Here is a 16195-nt window from a genome sequence, read left to right on the forward strand (position 1 = left end):
GTGTTTTTACAAAAATACACACCTAACCCACCCATGCAAATTTAATAATAAATAACAGGGCGACCACCGCAACAGGGGCGTTGATTTCTTTGTAGCGACCTGTGGCAAACTTCATCACGCAGTAGCTGATAAAGCCAAAGGCAATGCCTTCGGTGATGGAGTAGGTGAACGGCATCATGGCAGTGGTAATAAAGGCAGGCGTGGCTTCGGTCAAATCGTCCCATTCTACCTTGATAAGACTGCTCGCCATCAAAATCCCCACAAACACGAGTGAACCTGCCGTGGCGTAGGCGGGGACGATACTGGCAAGTGGCGAGAAGAAAATGGTAAGTAAAAACAGCACGCCCACGACCACCGCTGTTAGCCCCGTGCGACCACCGACCGACACGCCCGAGCCACTTTCGATGTAGGTGCTGATGGCGGATGTTCCCATGAATGACCCCGCCATGGCACTGGTGCTGTCCACGAGCAGGGCTTGCTTCATTTTGGGGAATTTACCGTCTTTGTCGGCAAAACCTGCCTTGTCCGCCACCGCAATGAGCGTGCCTGATGAGTCAAACAAGTTCACGAGCATAAATGAGAAAATAATCCCAAACAATGCCACATCCAACGCCCCCATGATGTCCACCTGTCCGACCACGGGCGTGAGCGCAGGGGGTAGTGAGAGAATCTGTCCTGAGAATTTGACGTTGTCATCAAACATCAGGGCAAGGGCGGTAACCACCACGATAGAGACCAACACCCCAGAGTGGCGACCTTTGGCTGCCATCACAACGATGATGAAAAAGCCAAGCACGCCCATCAGTAGCGTGGGCGAATGTAGATCGCCCACCGTCACAAGCGTGGCTTCGTTAGGTATGACCAGTCCCATGTTTTTAAAACCAATCAAGGCGATGAACAGCCCAATGCCTGCACTAATACCCACACGCAGCCCCAAAGGAATGCTTGCCATGAGCCAATAACGAATCTGAAAAATCGTCATCAAGAACAGTCCCACCGACCCCCAAAAAATCGCCCCCATGCCTGTCTGCCACGAATAGCCCATCTTAGAGACGACCACAAACGCAAAAAAGGCATTAAGCCCCATGGCAGGAGCAAGGGCGATGGGCAGGTTGCTAAACAGTCCCATCGCTATCGTGCCAAAGGCGGCAATAAGACAAGTGGTGACAAAGACGACCTGTGTGTCCATGCCTGTCACGCCCAAAATGGACGGATTGACAAAGACGATATAAACCATGGTAAAAAACGTGGTAATGCCAGCGATGAGTTCGGTTTTGGCGGTGGTGTGATGTTCGGATAATTTAAAGAAGTTGTCTAGGAGAGTTTTCATTGGTGAGCCAAAAGATAAGCGAGATATAAAAAGACCAATGAAAAACAAAAGGCTTGTTTTTCTGGCGAATTGTAGCAAATTGTTTGGGAAAATACAATCATTTTCTTTCTATAAACTTTCTAAAATGTAAATGGGGTTGTAAAGGCTCAACACACCCTATTAAAATTGAACGAATTTTTAAATTTTATGCTAAAATTAACCGTTTGATTATTTGCATGGTTTGTACTTCATGACGACATTTTGCCCCGATAACAATAGCCTAAACATCCCCCATTCTGATGATTTTGCCCACCAAAAAGCGGTCGTTTTGCTCTCAGGGGGGCTTGACTCCACCACTTGCCTGTATTGGGCGAAGGCAGTTTTTAAAGAGATTACCGCCATCAGTTTTCGTTACGGACAACGTCATTTAAGCGAACTTGCTTTTTCATCCGCCATTGCCCAGATGCTTGGTGTGTCGCACCGCATCATTGATATTGACATCGCTCAGCTTGGTGGCTCGGCACTGACTGACAGCAGTATTGAGGTGCCTGACCATCAAGCAGACAGCGATGCTGTGCCTGTCACGTACGTCCCTGCACGTAATACCATTTTTCTGTCTTATGCCTTGGCTGTGGCAGAAGTAACCGAAGCCTGTGCCATCATCATCGGGGTAAGTTCGGTTGATTTTTCAGGCTATCCTGACTGCCGAGATGACTATATTCGTGCCTTTGAGACCATGGCAAATCTTGCCACCGTGGCAGGGCGAGCAGGCAGACGCTTATCCATCATCGCCCCTTTGCAATATTTATCCAAAGCCCAAACTCTAAAACTTGGATTGTCGTTGGGTGTGGACTATGCCCAAACCGTGTCATGCTACCGTGCCGACAGTGATGGGAGAGCCTGTGGCGAGTGTGACAGCTGTGTGTTACGTCATCAAGGCTTTGTGCAAGCAGGCATATCCGACCCCACTCGTTATCAAGATAAGACAGGGATAAATTAAAAAAACTTGCACTTAGCTATGATTTTTTGTAAAATACAAAACCGACCAGTCGGTTTTATTCATCATAGTTAACATTGAAATCATCATGCAACTACCCACCGCTTACGCCTTGCTCGCCCTTGCCATCATCAGCGAAGTAACAGGTTCGACTTTTTTGGTAAAATCAGACGGATTTAGCAGGTTCATTCCCACTTGTATTACGCTCATCTGTTTTGCCATCGCTTTTTACCTTCTGTCTCATGTCGTCAAGGTCATTCCCCTTGGCATGACCTATGCCATTTGGTCGGGCGTGGGCATTATCTTGACTGCCTTGATTGGCGTGTTTATCCTAAAACAGTCCTTAGACACGCCTGCCATCATCGGCATGGCTTTTATCGTGGCAGGTGTGGTGATTATGAATGTCTTCTCGTCTGCCACCGCCCATTAGCCTTCAAGATTATTCTTTAAATCATTTTAACCCCAAGAGATTCTTATGAATGACTTATTTACCACCAACACCGCCATGCCCACACCTGATGATAAAACCCCCAAACGTAAAAACAACCCCGAGCTGTTACGCCATACCATTTTGGTCTGTACCAAAAATCTCATGCTTGATGCCCCCACTGGCAATTTATCCATGCAAAAAGTGGCAGACATGGCAGGTGTGAGCAAGGGTGGACTGTTTCATCATTTCAAATCCAAAGATGAACTCATCACCAGCGTGGTGGAGCTATTTATTGCCCAAATTAACACCGCCATCTTAGCCGACATGGACGCACACCCCACCGAGATGGGAGCGTTTACCAAAGCCTATGTTCGGGTGATGTTTGACAATCAAGAGATTGGACTAAAAAGCGATTGGGCAGGTCTTATTAGAGCCATGACCACCAATGTGCAGATGTATGGGCTATGGAGAAATTGGCTTGCCCAAAAAATCAAAACTCATGCAGGCACCGACAGCAACCCACGTTTATCCGCCATACGCTGTGCCGTAGATGGTGCATGGCTCAATGGCATCCCCCATGATGAATTGCCTGCCATGCGGGCGTATTTGCTAAAATTGGCAGACGATGTGCATTAACATAACCATTTATTGTATAACATCTATTTACCAAAAAATCATTCACCGTTGGTAAATGATTTTTATTTTTACAGTATTGAAATTTAAATGGCATAGCCTAACGCATAGAATGCCACCAAAGAGATGGCAATGACAACCGTGCCGGTGTTCAGTTTTTTAAACTCACCAGAGATGATGCGACCTAGCACCAATGAACCAAAACCGAGCATGATGCCTGTAACGATATTTGCCGTCAAGACGATAAACACAGCACAGATAAGCCCACTCATCGCTCCCACAAAGTCATCAAAATCAAGTTTTGAGACATTGCTTAGCATGAGCAAACCCACATACATGAGTGCAGGAGCAGTGGCATAGTTTGGCACCAAAAATGCCAATGGCTCAAAAAACAGCATGAGCAAGAACAGACCACCCACGACCACCGCCGTAAGTCCCGTTTTGCCCCCCACCGCTGTACCTGTCGCTGACTCAATATAGACCGCCGCAGGGGCAGTACCGAACACCCCCGACATGATTGATGATACCGAGTCTGCTGTGAGTGCCTTGCCACCGCCTAAGATTTGTCCATTTTTGTCAATGAGACCCGCCTGTCCTGCCACCGCACGAATCGTTCCTGTGGCATCAAACACCGCCGTCATGACAAGGGCGAATACCGCAGGCAGTACGGCGGCATTTAATGCTCCCATGATGTCCATCGCCCCAAACAGCGATTCATTGCCAAAGGTGGGCAGTTTAAAAACAGAACCACCAAATTTGACATTTGGGTCAAAAGTTAGCCCAATGATGGTGATGGCGATAATAACCCATAGAATACTGCCTTTGACTTGACGTTTTTCAAGACCAACAATCGCCGCCAAACCCAAGAGCGACATGATGACCCCAAAAGATGTAAACTCACCCATTTTGACAGGCAGTCCTGCATCATTTTTGATGACCAGTCCCACACCATTGGCAGCGATGAGTAGCAAAAATAAGCCAATGCCAATCCCTGCCCCGTGAGCGATAGAACTGGGTAGATTCTTTAAAATCCACGCCCGAATGCCTGTGACCGATATCAGCGTAAACAGCACCCCCATTAAAAAAATCGCTCCTAAGGCGACAGGAATGCTAATGCCTTGACCCAGCACCAAGCTAAACGCGGTAAATGCTGTCAAGCTAATGGCACAGCCGATTGCCATTGGTACATTGGCAAACACGCCAATCAAAATAGAGCCAAGCCCCGCCACAAGACAGGTGGCAATAAATACCGACTCGGCAGGAAAGCCAGCATCAGCAAGCATCCCCGGAACGACAATCACCGAATACACCATCGCCAAAAACGTGGTCAAGCCTGCGATGATTTCTTGGCGTACCGTTGAGCCACGCTCATTGATGTTAAAAAAAGAAAGCAAAGACATAAATCGCCTTATCTTAAATTGCCCAAAAAATTAGCGGGTAATTTTACCGTATAATTACAATTTTTACAAATATTAACGAAAATTTTTTTCATTATGTATGCTTTTTTAACATTGGTAATTTAGGCGGTTTTTGGGTAAAATAGATAGGACGTGTTGAACATTGATAACATTATTTATTAAAATGATGAAAATTTAACGCTTTTATCAATTTTTGCATGAAAAATGGCTAAATCTTGTTTTTCATCGTCAAAAACTTGTCTGATAGAATGACTATCAGCCTGCGTTTTTTCCTTGAAAAACGGGCGATTTTTCTCATTTTTCATGGCAAATACCAATATTCAGCACGCCCTAGATTGTTTTTATCATCTTTTGCCCACTTAAATTACAAAACACCATCATGAAAAACTCCCAAGAAAATATCCGCCTACCCAACTTTAATGTTCATCTGGTTCGTCAGCATGATGATGACTTTATTAATGAAGACATTAATTTGGCAGAGTATATCAGCACCTATGGTCAAGGCTTGATTTTGTATTTTTATCCCAAAGACAACACCCAAGGATGTAGCGTGCAGGCGAGTGACTTTACCGCCTTGTCCGATGAGTTTGCCAAACTTGGCTATGTGGTGCTTGGCGTGTCTCGTGACAGCGTACGCTCACATCAGAATTTTATCAGCAAAAAAGAGCTGGGTATTGGGCTTATCAGCGACCCTGATGAGACGCTGTGCCAACATTTTGATGTCATCAAAGAAAAAATGATGTATGGCAAAACCCACCTAGGCGTGGTGCGTTCAACATTCGTGTTTGACAAAACAGGGGAGATGGTCGCAAGTTTTCGCAACGTCAAAGCCAAAGAACACGCCAACGCCCTATTGGACTTTTTAAAACCCCTATGAAAGTCATGCACTTATCATCATCGTTAAAGCACGATGAATCCGAACGGGGTATTTTTGCCATCACGCACGCCCTGTCCAAAGCGGGGCATGAATCCGTGGTCATCGGCTCTGCCACCACTGATGATGAGCTTGTGCTTCGCCTGCTTCGTGATGACACCGAGTATTATCGCATTCCCATGGCAAAAAAATCGTGGCTGTCATTGGTACACGTCCTAAAACTTAGACGACTCATCAGCGAACACGAACCCGACATCGTCCACGTCCATTCTCGCACGCCTGCATGGGTGCTACATTGGGCAATCCGTCCGCTACCTGACGACAAAAAACCCAAAATCGTGGCGACCATCTATGGCTTTTATCCGTTTAACAACTACGGCAAAGCCCTGTTTTTCTCTGATGTTATCATCAGTGCGTCTCGCAGTATTGATAAATATCTCAAAGAAAAGCTCGCCATCAAAAAAGAAGAATACAACATCCAAGAATTCCCCTTTAAAATCGTCTGCGTCCGCCGTGGCGTGGACACTCGTAAATACCCCTATCGCCATCATGCGTCCGTGCATTGGCTTCATGGCGTGTTTGCCGAATATCCCGAACTTGAACACAAAAAATGGCTCGTATTCCCCACGCCTGTCGGGCATGAATACGGTCAAGACTGGCTTGTGGACATTTTGGGCAACTTACAAGAGAAATTCCCCAATATCCACGCCATCATCATGGAAGATGATTTGGCAAACGTCACCGACCAAGACGTCGCCCACGAAGAGTTCGTCCAACGCCTGCATGCCTTAGGACTAAACAGCCGTGTGACGTTCATCGGACGGCGACCCCCCGACATGAAAGAATGGCTGTCATCTGCCAACGTGGTGCTTGCCCTTGCCGAACGCCCCGAGAGTATTGGCATTACCGCCATTCAAGCGATACATCTTGGCACGCCTGTCATCGGCTGGGCAAAGGGGGCTTTTGCCGACATCCTACAAACCACCTACCCTCAAGGACTGGTCAAAGAAGAGACCGCCCTTGTCCTGTGCAAAAACATCAAATTCCACCTACAAAACAAAACTCGCCCCCCAATGACGCACGAATACACCATCGAGCAGATGACCGCTGAGACTTTGGCGGTGTATCAGTCGCTCGTGCCAGACTGTCATTTGGTTGATAAAGATAAACATGATAATCTGGTCTGTGTCAAAGCCGAAAGTGCCTAAAAATCATGGGTTTGCAAGTTATTTTTATGCGGAGCGTTTACAGGCGTTTTAAAATTATTTATAATCGGTTTTGTAGATTATTTGGTTTTATAAAAATAATCTACCTTTTTATTGGTTATATAAGGCTGTTTTATGAAAAAACTAAGCAAGCTTGGCAAAATCGCCCTAACATCCGCCCTATCAGCAACCCTACTATCAGGCTGTGCAACCAGTGCATTGTTAGAAAAGGACTCAGGCGGTACTTACACCACCACCCAAAAGAAAGTACTCACCAATGATGTCGTTGTGGCATTTGGTAAGCCGTCATTAAAGCTACCCAACATCCCATCGGATGCGATCGTGATTGTCGGTCAGCGTAACAGCTATGTGTTGGTTGAAGGCGGTACTCGCTTTAACAATCTCATCACTCGCCTTGACCCACGCCACATCAATCTCACCAAAGGCTTGGACTTTTATTCTGCCAATAATGACGGCAGTTTTACTGGTGAGCTTGCCTTTAAATACACCAAGCTAAAAGCCGAAGTGACCAACGAAGAACTAAACTTCTTTTTGCAAAATGGCGTCAAAGAATGCACCAGCCACAGCGAATCACAGCTTGGGGCTCAAAGCTACTGCTTCGACATCCCCCTAAAAGGTCACACCTATCCTGCCGTGAGCAATCAGTCTAGCCTAAAAGCACTGAGCAAAGCCTACCCTGTCACCATCTACACCAACGAGCAAACCACAGCTTACCGTGAAGGGCAAAGCAACCCTGTTGAAAAACTGGTGCTGTTTCCTTTCGCCGCCGCTTTTGACGTGGTCACCTTGCCACTGCAAATCATCGGGCAAATTTTTGACTGATATTAAAGTTTATGGTTGATACATAGGACGTATTTGGCTGCGTCCTATTTTTATGCCTATCTCATGTACCATAAGTTTTTGCGGATGATTGCCCTGTGATGGCGATGATTGTCATAGGAAAAACAAAGAAGTCATGATAAAATACGCTCTTTGCCATGACAACGACATCAAGGACATCTTGTGGACACCGAACTCATCAAAATCATTCTTGCCTTTGTGGTGTTGATAAACCCATTTAGTGCTTTGGGGCTTTTTTTAAATCTAACCAAAGGCTATCCTGCCAAAGACCGCCAAAAAGTCGCCCAAATCGCCTGTTTGACGGTGTTTGTGGGCATCACTTTTTTTACCATTTTAGGCGAGAGTTTGCTAAAAGTACTGGGCATCTCGGTGGGGTCGTTTCAGGTGGCAGGCGGGGTGTTGGTGTTTTTGATTGCCATTAATATGATGAATGGCGGTGGTAATCCTGTCAAGCCCAACGAAGAAGATGTGGAAGTCAGCTCGTCTTTGACAGCATCAGCGGTGGTGCCCCTAGCCATTCCCATGATGATAGGGCCGGGGGGTATCTCAACGGTCATCATTTATTCAAGTCAGGTCAAAGGCGTGTTTCAGGTGGGCATGATTTTGGCGGCAGGGCTGTGTATCAGTGTGTTTTGTTATGCATCGCTCATGGCGGCAGGTAAAATCAGTCGCTTTTTGGGCGATACAGGGCTCAATATCCTAAGTCGTATCATGGGCATGCTACTTGCGGCGGTGGCGATTGAGATTTTGATTAATGGATTGCGAACCTTGTTTCCACAGCTGATGAGCTAACCACACTACAAAAACCAAACATGCCAAGATGGGGCTTGTGTTATAATTTTTGCCTTTTTGTTTTTTGAACGCATCCATGTCAATATTTAATATCAAAACACCCAAAAAAGGCACCTTGCTTTATAAAATCTATGACTTTTTGCGGGACAACATCAATCTTGTTATCTCGGTCATCGTCGCCATTTGTGTGTATTTTTCTTTGTCTGATGTGCGTTTTTTAAAGCGGTTTGTGCCAAGCATCAACATGGAGACGGTGTATTTGCTGGCGTGGGACAGCTTTTTGGTGGCATATTTGCTACTGGCACTTAGAATGTTCATCACAACGAACTCCGAAGACATCAAAAAACGAGCCCATGAGCAGTATGAACGCAAACGCACCATGCTCATTTTGATTCTTATCACGTCTTTTATTAGCATGATTGCCATCATCAATGAGATGCGTATCAGTGCTCAGTACGAAGGCTGGCTCTCTACTTTGCATGTTTGTATCACTTTTGGTACACTGATTGTCTCATGGCTGTTTATCCACACCTTATTTGCCTTGTATTATGCTCATGGCTATTATGACACCACACATGATGACAAGTATCCGCTTGATTTTCCTTATGAAAACAACCCTGATTATTGGGATTTTTTGTATTTTGCCTTGGGCATTGGGGCGACAGGGGGTGTGCCTGACGTCTCATTTACCAGCAAAAAACTGCGTCGTGTGGGAACGTTTCATAGCGTATTGTCCTTTTTCTTTAATACGGCAGTGCTGTCGCTGGTGATGGAGATGATGGGGTCGCTGGTTTCGCCATAAAATGGTTTTATGTGGTCAAATGGGCGTAAAAGTGGTGGAGAATTTTGCCAAAATGTTGTATCATAAAGAGTTTTTATGATTTTAAAAAAGTGATGTATTATGGAACAGATGCGTAATTTTATGCAGAGTTGGGTGGGTAAGGCGGTACTTGTCATCACGCTCATTCCCATGGCATTTTTGGGCGTGCAGTCATTTAGCGGTGGCGGACAGATTGCTCCCAACCAAATCGTCAAAGTGGGCGATACCGCCATTGATACCGCAACCTTTCAGTCAGAAGTCAATAACTATCGGGCTCGCCTGCTTGAACAAGTGGATGGCAGTCTGATTAATAACAAAGCTCTAAATGATGAAGTGCTAGACAGTATGATTGACAGAGCGTTGCTAGAAAACCAAGCTCAGTTTTTTGGCATGACTGTCTCTGATGATGCCATCACTCGCCTGCTACAAGCTGACCCGACTTTCCATGATGCTAATGGTAGATTTTCTAATGACATCTTTGCTCATTATCTACAAAGCCGTGGCATGAATAAGGACATGCTCTTTGCCATGTTCCGCACGCAGTTGTCGCTACGACAGCTGACAAACAGTATTTTGGGAACGGCTGTTTATCCTGACAGCCAAATCAGTCGCTTGATAGATTTGCAAACCCAAAGCCGTGAAGCGTGGGTGGTGCGTTACAACTGGCAGGATTTTGCCGACCAAGTAACGGTCAGCCCTGCCGAGATTGAGACCTATTATAACGCCAATAAGCAGGACATGATTCAGTCGCCAAGCGTGGATTTGGCTTATGTAACTCTAAGCGATGCTGACATTAAAGTGGATGCCGTGAGTGAAGATGAGATTCGTGTAGAATATCAAGCCAGCCTACAAGGTCAAGGCGATGGCAGACAGCTGTCGCACATCTTGCTAACAGGCGATGATGCTGAGAGTCGTGCCAAAGACATCAAGGCAAAACTCGATGCAGGCGAGTCTTTTGAAGCACTTGCCAAGGCACATTCAGATGACCCCACGGGCGAGAGCGGTGGCGACATCGGAAGCTATAACCCTGCCTTTTTTGGCGACAGTAGCAGTGCTGTGGAGAATGCCATCAGTGGGCTGACGGCAGGGGGTGTGAGTGAGCCTGTGCAGACAGGGTTTGGTTATCACATCTTTAAAGTCACCAAAATGGGTGACGCTCCAAGTCTTGATAGCATGCGTGATGAGCTGACCAAACGAGCGACCGAGCGTAAGCGTGCCAATGCCATGAACGAGATGATTACCAAAATCAACACCATGGCGACCGACAGCATGGGCATTAGCGACATCGCCCAAGAGACGGGACTGACCGCCCGTAGCATTAAGGGTTACACCGAGGACAATAACACCAGCGAGCTGTCCGCTCCTGTGGTGGTATCGGCGGCCTTTGATGACTTTGCCATCAGCGACCAGTCGGTCAGCCCCAACATCACGCTCGCTGACAAAACGGTGTGGGTACAGCCGACCAACTACCAAGATGCCAGAGAGCTGACATTGGCAGAAGCGAGTGAGCAAATCAAGGCGACCCTAACCAAGCAAAAAGCCATCAAACTTGCCTTAGACACAGCCAATGCCCGTGCCAAAGAAGACCCAGCGACCCTTACCAAGTCTGCCCAGCGTTTGGGTGTGGTTACTCGCCAAAGCCCAGAGCTACTGCCTGCCGAGCGTGCCAGCCTGTTTGTGCATAATAAAGACGGCATGAGTGCATGGGTGGTAGAGACGGACGCAGGGGCGAGTGTCATGGTGGGCGATAAAGCCCAAAGCACGGCAACCGCCCAAATCTCGGATGCAGAACGTCTGTCAGCATCACAAATCATCCGTGATAATGTCGGTCAAGACCAACTCCAAGACTATTTGCACTACTTGCGTGACACCAAAGAAGTACAAATCAACGAACAAGCCATGTCGCACTAAGACAAGCACAATACCAAAAACCCATATGCCAAATATGGGTTTTTCATTAGACGAGTCATGTTAATGATAAATATCAATATCAATACCCCTACTCATAAACCCAACTTCCACACCCACTTTACCACCCAAGCGGATGCAAGTTTCGCCCTGTGGCTTGCTACCCTTGCCAAAGACGGCACGGATTTGACCTTAGTCATTTGCCAATCCCAAAGCGAACTGCAACGCCTTGCCGATGAGCTACATTTTTTTGGCATATCTACCCATGTGTTTGCCGATTATGAGACGCTTGTTTATGACAATCTGTCGGTACACCAAGACATCATCTCCGAGCGGATTGACCTTTTGACGCATATGCCAACAAGGGGTGTGCTACTGGTGAGCGTACAGACACTCATGCAAAAAATCACACCGCCAAGCTATCTGTTGGGGCGGTTTTTTGATTTGAATGTGGGCGATAACTTTGATATAGAGCGTGAGCGTGAACGCCTTGCCAAGGCAGGCTACAAGGCGGTGGACAACGTCTATATGGCAGGCGAATTTGCCGTGCGTGGGAGCATTGTGGATATTTTTGCGGTGGGGCAAGCCTTGCCGTTTCGTTTGGAATTATTTGATGATGAGATAGAAACGATTAAATTTTTTAATCCTGATACTCAGCGAACCGTTACCGATGAAGAGCTTGATAAGCTCAAAAAAGACGGCGTATTTGACGACAAAACCGCCCCAACGTCGCCCAAAGTGGCAAGTTTTCGCCTACTGCCTGCCCGTGAATTTGACCTAGACGACAAAGAGACGTTCCGCCAAAATTTTGCAAGCCTTTTTCCCAATGCGTCCGCTCGCAAGGTGGAATTTTATAATGACGTTATGAATGGCATACAGCCGTCTGGGGTGGAATATTACGCACCGCTGTTTTTTGACTTGCACGAATGGCAAACGACAGGCACGCTGTTTCATTATTTGCCCAAAAATACACTGGTTGTCTGTGATGACAATTTGTCCGCTCATCATCACAACTTTTGGGAGCAGGTAAACGCACGCTATCATTCTCGGGCGTTTGATAAGGACGTGCCAATCCTGCCCCCTGATTATTTGTATTTGCCAAGCAATGAATTTTTTCAAGCCTTAAAAACTTACCCAAGAGCAGTATTCCAACAACCGTTCGTGGTGAGCCTGTCGAACCATGACGGTTTTCCGCCACCCGCAGGCATGGCTCAGGGCGAACGGAAAACAGCGAATGGCAACAAAGAAAATCCGCTTTCCTTATTTCGCCAATTTACCGCCCACACCGTCCCCAATTTGCCAATCAATCATCAAAAAGACGAACCATTGGGCGAATTTTTGGACTTTGTGGGGGCGTGCGATGAGCCGATTTTATTGGTGTGTGAAAGTGCTGGTCGCCGTGAGATTATTTTAGAATTATTAAAGGGCAAACTTGACAGCGACACGGTGGCGGATTTTGGTGAGTTTTTGGCAAATTTGGATAAATTTAACCCTAACAAAACCGTTCGCCCTGAGCCTGTCGAAGGGTACGGTTTTGGCAAAATTGCCCTAACCGTTGCTCCGATAGAGCGTGGATTATGGCTAAAAAATGAGCAAAATCAAGGCTTTTGTGTCATCAGCGAAACCCAAATTTTTGGGCGAGTGGTCGCCACTACCAAACGCAAACGCCAGAATGCCTTATCGCAAGCCTTTTTGATAAAGTCGGTAAGCGAGATGACCGAAGGGTCGCTTGTTGTGCATTTGTCCTATGGCATTGGGCGGTATCAAGGGCTTGTCGTGCTTGATGTGGGTGAGGGCGAGCAGGAATTTATCCATATCAAATATGCCGATGATGCCAACGTCTATGTACCGATTACCAATCTTGCTTTGATTGGGCGGTATAGCGGTACGGACAGCGAAGCGGTGCAATTGTCAAAACTTGGCTCAGGCAAGTGGGATAAGGCACGCCAAAAGACCTTGACCGACATTTATGACGTGGCGGCGGAGCTGTTAAATGTGCAGGCAAGGCGAAATGCCAAGCAGGGCATTAGTTTTGACATTGACATGGCAAGTTATGAGCTGTTTGCCAGTGGCTTTGCCTATGACGAAACGCCCGACCAGCAAAGTGCCATTGAAGCGGTAATGTTTGACATGAAACAGACCAAGCCCATGGATAGGCTCATCTGTGGCGATGTGGGTTTTGGCAAAACGGAAGTCGCCATGCGGTCGGCATTCATTGCGGTGCAGGCAGGCTATCAGGTGGCGGTGCTTGTGCCAACCACGCTACTGGCGGGACAGCACGAGGACAGTTTTAAGGACAGATTTGCCGATTGGGCGATTAAGATTGAAAGCCTGTCCCGTTTTGTTGGTAAAAAAGCCCAAGATAAGGTGCTGGCTGACCTAGCGGACGGCAAGGTGGATATTGTCATCGGTACGCATAGGCTTTTGCAGGACGATGTTAGATTTAAAAATCTAGGCTTGATGATAATTGACGAAGAGCACCGTTTTGGCGTACGCCATAAAGAAAAAATCAAAGCCATGCAAGCGGACGTGGACACGCTCACGATGACCGCCACGCCCATTCCACGCACGCTCAATATGGCTTTGTCGGGTATGCAGGACATTTCTATCATTGCCACACCGCCTGCCAGAAGGCTTGCCATTAAAACATTTGTCGCCGAAAAAAATGAGCAGACAACCAAAGATGCGATTTTGCGTGAGATTTTGCGTGGGGGGCAGGTGTATTATTTGCACAATGACGTGGCGAGCATTGACACGGTGGCAGAGAACTTGTCCGAGCTGATTCCTGAGGTGCGTGTGGGCGTGGCTCATGGGCAAATGGCGGAAAAAGAACTCCACGATGTCATGAGTGATTTTTATCATAAAAAAACCAATGTGCTTGTCGCCAGTACCATTATTGAAACAGGCATTGACGTGCCAAATGCCAATACGATTATCATCAACCGAGCCGATAAGTTTGGGCTTGCCCAGTTGCACCAACTGCGTGGGCGAGTGGGGCGGTCTCATCATCAGGCGTATTGTTATTTGTTTGTGCCGTCTATCAAGGGGCTGACGGCTGATGCCAAAAAACGCCTTGATGCCATTAGCCGAGCCAATACGCTTGGGGCAGGGTTTATGCTGGCGAGCGAGGATTTGGAGATTCGTGGGGCAGGCGAGATTTTGGGTAAGCAGCAGTCTGGCAACATGCAGACCATTGGCTTTGGGCTGTATATGGATATGCTAGAACGTGCCACCAAGGCGATAAAATCGGGCAATACGCCAAGTCTCGCCACACCGCTTGATTTGGTGAGTGATATTAACATTCATGCGTCTGCCTTGATACCGAGCGATTATTTGGCGGACGTGCATGAGAGGCTTTTGTGCTACAAGCGTATCGCCAATGCCGAGACGATGGACGAGCTAAACGAGATGCGTGCCGAGATGATTGACCGTTTTGGGGCGATGCCGACCGCCCTTGCCAATCTGTTTTTGGTACATAAAATGCGAGTGCAGAGCATACCGCTTGGCATTGGTAAAATTGACGTAACCGCTCATGGGCTTAGTATGGAATTTAAAGCGGACATGCCTGTGGACGGACTTGCAATTATCAAGCTCATTCAGTCTAATGACGGCTATCGCATGAACGGGGCGACAGGACTAAAATACACCTTTAAAGACGAAAAAGACGTGGTGGGGCGGACGAATGCGGTGTTTGAGCTGTTAAAATATTTGCATGGGCATATCATCAAAGAATAAGGATAAATCATGAACGCACTTACACTCACCACCCTATCTTTTGGCATGGCAATGGACGCTTTTGCGGTGGCGGTGGCAAAAGGGGCGAGCGAGCGACATCCACGCCTATGGCAAGCGGTGCAGGGCGGGCTATTCTTTGGGGTGGTGGAAGGACTTGCTCCGTTTGTCGGTTATTGCTTGGGTAAGGCTGCTGAAAGCTGGGTGCAAGCCTTTGACCATTGGGTTGCATTTGGGCTGCTTGGGGTGTTGGGTGTGCGGTTTATTTATGGGGCGGTGTGTCATGATGAACAAGTAGATAAGCAAACCAATGAACAACAAACCAAGCAAAAACAAGCAAACACTTCAAACATCGCCCTAATGCTCATTACCGCCATTGCCACAAGCGTTGATTCGGTGGTGGTGGGCGTGTCGCTGGCGTTTTTGGACGTGAACATCGTTTTGGCGTGCGTGCTGATAGGGCTTGCCACGACTGTTATGGCAACAGGCGGACTGTATCTTGGCAACCGTTTGGGAGCGAGTTTTGGGCGTTATGCCATGGGCGTGGGTGGGGCGATGCTAATTGGCATTGGCATGTTTATTTTAGGGACGCATTTGGTGGAGCATGGTTAAACCGCACTTCTCTCAAACACTTCCCGTAACTCAAAACTGGTATGAAGCTGGCTGACCCCGTCAATTTTGCTAAGTCTATGAAGCAAAAACTCTTCATAATGACTCATATCACGCACCACGACCTTTAACAGATAATCTTCCGACCGCCCTGTAACAAGGCTACACGACACCACTTCATCAAAGGTTTTGATGTGATTTTCAAATTCGCCAAAGCGTTCGGCAGTGTGCTTATCCATGCTAACCGCCACAAAGACGGATAGTGTGTTACCCAGCGAGCGTGCGGACGTATGAGCGTGATAGCCTGTGATAACGCCCATGTCTTCAAGCCGTTTAATCCTGCGAATGACAGGCGTGGCGGAGAGATTGACTTGCTCAGATATGTCGGCAACGGCAAGGCGAGCATTGCCCGTGAGTAGTTTTAGGATTTTATGGTCAATGGGGTCTAGGTTAATAGCGTTCATGTTGGGAAATTATCAAAATTTGGCGGATTTTACCATAAAATCATCATTTTTTGGTAAATATGGCTAAAATATGCCAAAAATTTTTGTAAAATTGGTAAAAATTAGTGCAAAATTTTGGTATGATAATACAATGATTTATTAAA

15 protein-coding genes are annotated in these 16195 nt (G+C 47.0%); 11 read left to right on the plus strand and 4 right to left on the minus strand.

What is annotated here, in order from left to right:
• Positions 1-22: 22 nt before the first annotated feature.
• Positions 23-1330 carry an NCS2 family permease gene (locus tag IM753_RS04625; protein WP_065255751.1) on the minus strand — a complete coding sequence of 436 codons (1308 nt, stop codon included), beginning with the start codon at positions 1328-1330 and terminating at the stop codon, positions 23-25.
• Positions 1331-1559: 229 nt separating this feature from the next.
• Between IM753_RS04625 and queC the strand changes: the two genes are divergently transcribed.
• The 3 genes from queC to IM753_RS04640 all read left to right on the plus strand — a co-directional run bounded on the left by queC (position 1560) and on the right by IM753_RS04640 (position 3372).
• Positions 1560-2309: a 7-cyano-7-deazaguanine synthase QueC gene (gene queC, locus IM753_RS04630; protein WP_194108773.1), complete on the plus strand. Its 750-nt coding sequence runs from the start codon at positions 1560-1562 to the stop codon at positions 2307-2309.
• An 85-nt stretch (positions 2310-2394) separates the two neighbouring features.
• Positions 2395-2736 carry a multidrug efflux SMR transporter gene (locus tag IM753_RS04635; protein WP_194108774.1) on the plus strand — a complete coding sequence of 114 codons (342 nt, stop codon included), beginning with the start codon at positions 2395-2397 and terminating at the stop codon, positions 2734-2736.
• 45 nt (positions 2737-2781) lie between these two features.
• Entirely contained in the window at positions 2782-3372 is a 591-nt protein-coding gene (locus IM753_RS04640; RefSeq protein WP_194108775.1) for a TetR/AcrR family transcriptional regulator, read from the plus strand.
• Between the two features lie 83 nt (positions 3373-3455).
• Here IM753_RS04640 and IM753_RS04645 read toward each other — a convergent pair whose 3' ends face one another.
• The gene (locus tag IM753_RS04645; RefSeq protein WP_194108776.1) at positions 3456-4769 is read right to left on the minus strand and encodes an NCS2 family permease; all 1314 of its coding nucleotides are present in this window, start codon (positions 4767-4769) and stop codon (positions 3456-3458) included.
• 176 nt (positions 4770-4945) lie between these two features.
• Positions 4946-5092, minus strand: coding sequence for a hypothetical protein (locus IM753_RS04650; protein WP_194092573.1), 147 nt, complete (start codon positions 5090-5092; stop codon positions 4946-4948).
• A 74-nt stretch (positions 5093-5166) separates the two neighbouring features.
• Here IM753_RS04650 and IM753_RS04655 point away from each other — a divergent pair, with 74 nt between their 5' ends.
• The 8 genes from IM753_RS04655 (at position 5167) to IM753_RS04690 (ending at position 15591) form a co-directional block, all read left to right on the plus strand.
• On the plus strand, positions 5167-5664 hold the full coding sequence (locus IM753_RS04655) for a peroxiredoxin (RefSeq protein WP_227712958.1): 498 nt from the start codon (positions 5167-5169) through the stop codon (positions 5662-5664).
• A gap of 5 nt (positions 5665-5669) precedes the next feature.
• A complete protein-coding gene (locus IM753_RS04660) occupies positions 5670-6869 on the plus strand; it encodes a glycosyltransferase (RefSeq protein ID WP_227713071.1) in 1200 nt (399 codons plus the stop codon).
• A 132-nt stretch (positions 6870-7001) separates the two neighbouring features.
• Positions 7002-7709 (plus strand): hypothetical protein, encoded by a 708-nt coding sequence (locus IM753_RS04665; protein ID WP_065255743.1) that lies wholly within the window; start codon positions 7002-7004, stop codon positions 7707-7709.
• Between the two features lie 180 nt (positions 7710-7889).
• On the plus strand, positions 7890-8519 hold the full coding sequence (locus tag IM753_RS04670) for a MarC family protein (protein WP_065255742.1): 630 nt from the start codon (positions 7890-7892) through the stop codon (positions 8517-8519).
• A gap of 76 nt (positions 8520-8595) precedes the next feature.
• Complete coding sequence (locus IM753_RS04675; RefSeq protein WP_083141350.1) at positions 8596-9321, plus strand: DUF1345 domain-containing protein; 726 nt, start codon at positions 8596-8598, stop codon at positions 9319-9321.
• A 108-nt stretch (positions 9322-9429) separates the two neighbouring features.
• The gene (locus IM753_RS04680) at positions 9430-11250 is read left to right on the plus strand and encodes a SurA N-terminal domain-containing protein (protein WP_227713072.1); all 1821 of its coding nucleotides are present in this window, start codon (positions 9430-9432) and stop codon (positions 11248-11250) included.
• Between the two features lie 57 nt (positions 11251-11307).
• Positions 11308-14982 (plus strand): transcription-repair coupling factor, encoded by a 3675-nt coding sequence (gene mfd, locus IM753_RS04685; protein WP_194108779.1) that lies wholly within the window; start codon positions 11308-11310, stop codon positions 14980-14982.
• A 9-nt stretch (positions 14983-14991) separates the two neighbouring features.
• On the plus strand, positions 14992-15591 hold the full coding sequence (locus tag IM753_RS04690) for a manganese efflux pump MntP family protein (protein ID WP_065255740.1): 600 nt from the start codon (positions 14992-14994) through the stop codon (positions 15589-15591).
• On the opposite strand, the gene IM753_RS04695 is transcribed toward IM753_RS04690, so the two are convergent.
• Entirely contained in the window at positions 15588-16052 is a 465-nt protein-coding gene (locus tag IM753_RS04695) for an Lrp/AsnC family transcriptional regulator (protein ID WP_065255739.1), read from the minus strand. The genes IM753_RS04690 and IM753_RS04695 overlap by 4 nt on opposite strands.
• Between the last annotated feature and the right edge of the window lie 143 nt (positions 16053-16195).

It is taken from the genome of Moraxella sp. K127, assembly GCF_015223095.1.
In the GTDB taxonomy this organism is placed as follows: domain Bacteria; phylum Pseudomonadota; class Gammaproteobacteria; order Pseudomonadales; family Moraxellaceae; genus Moraxella.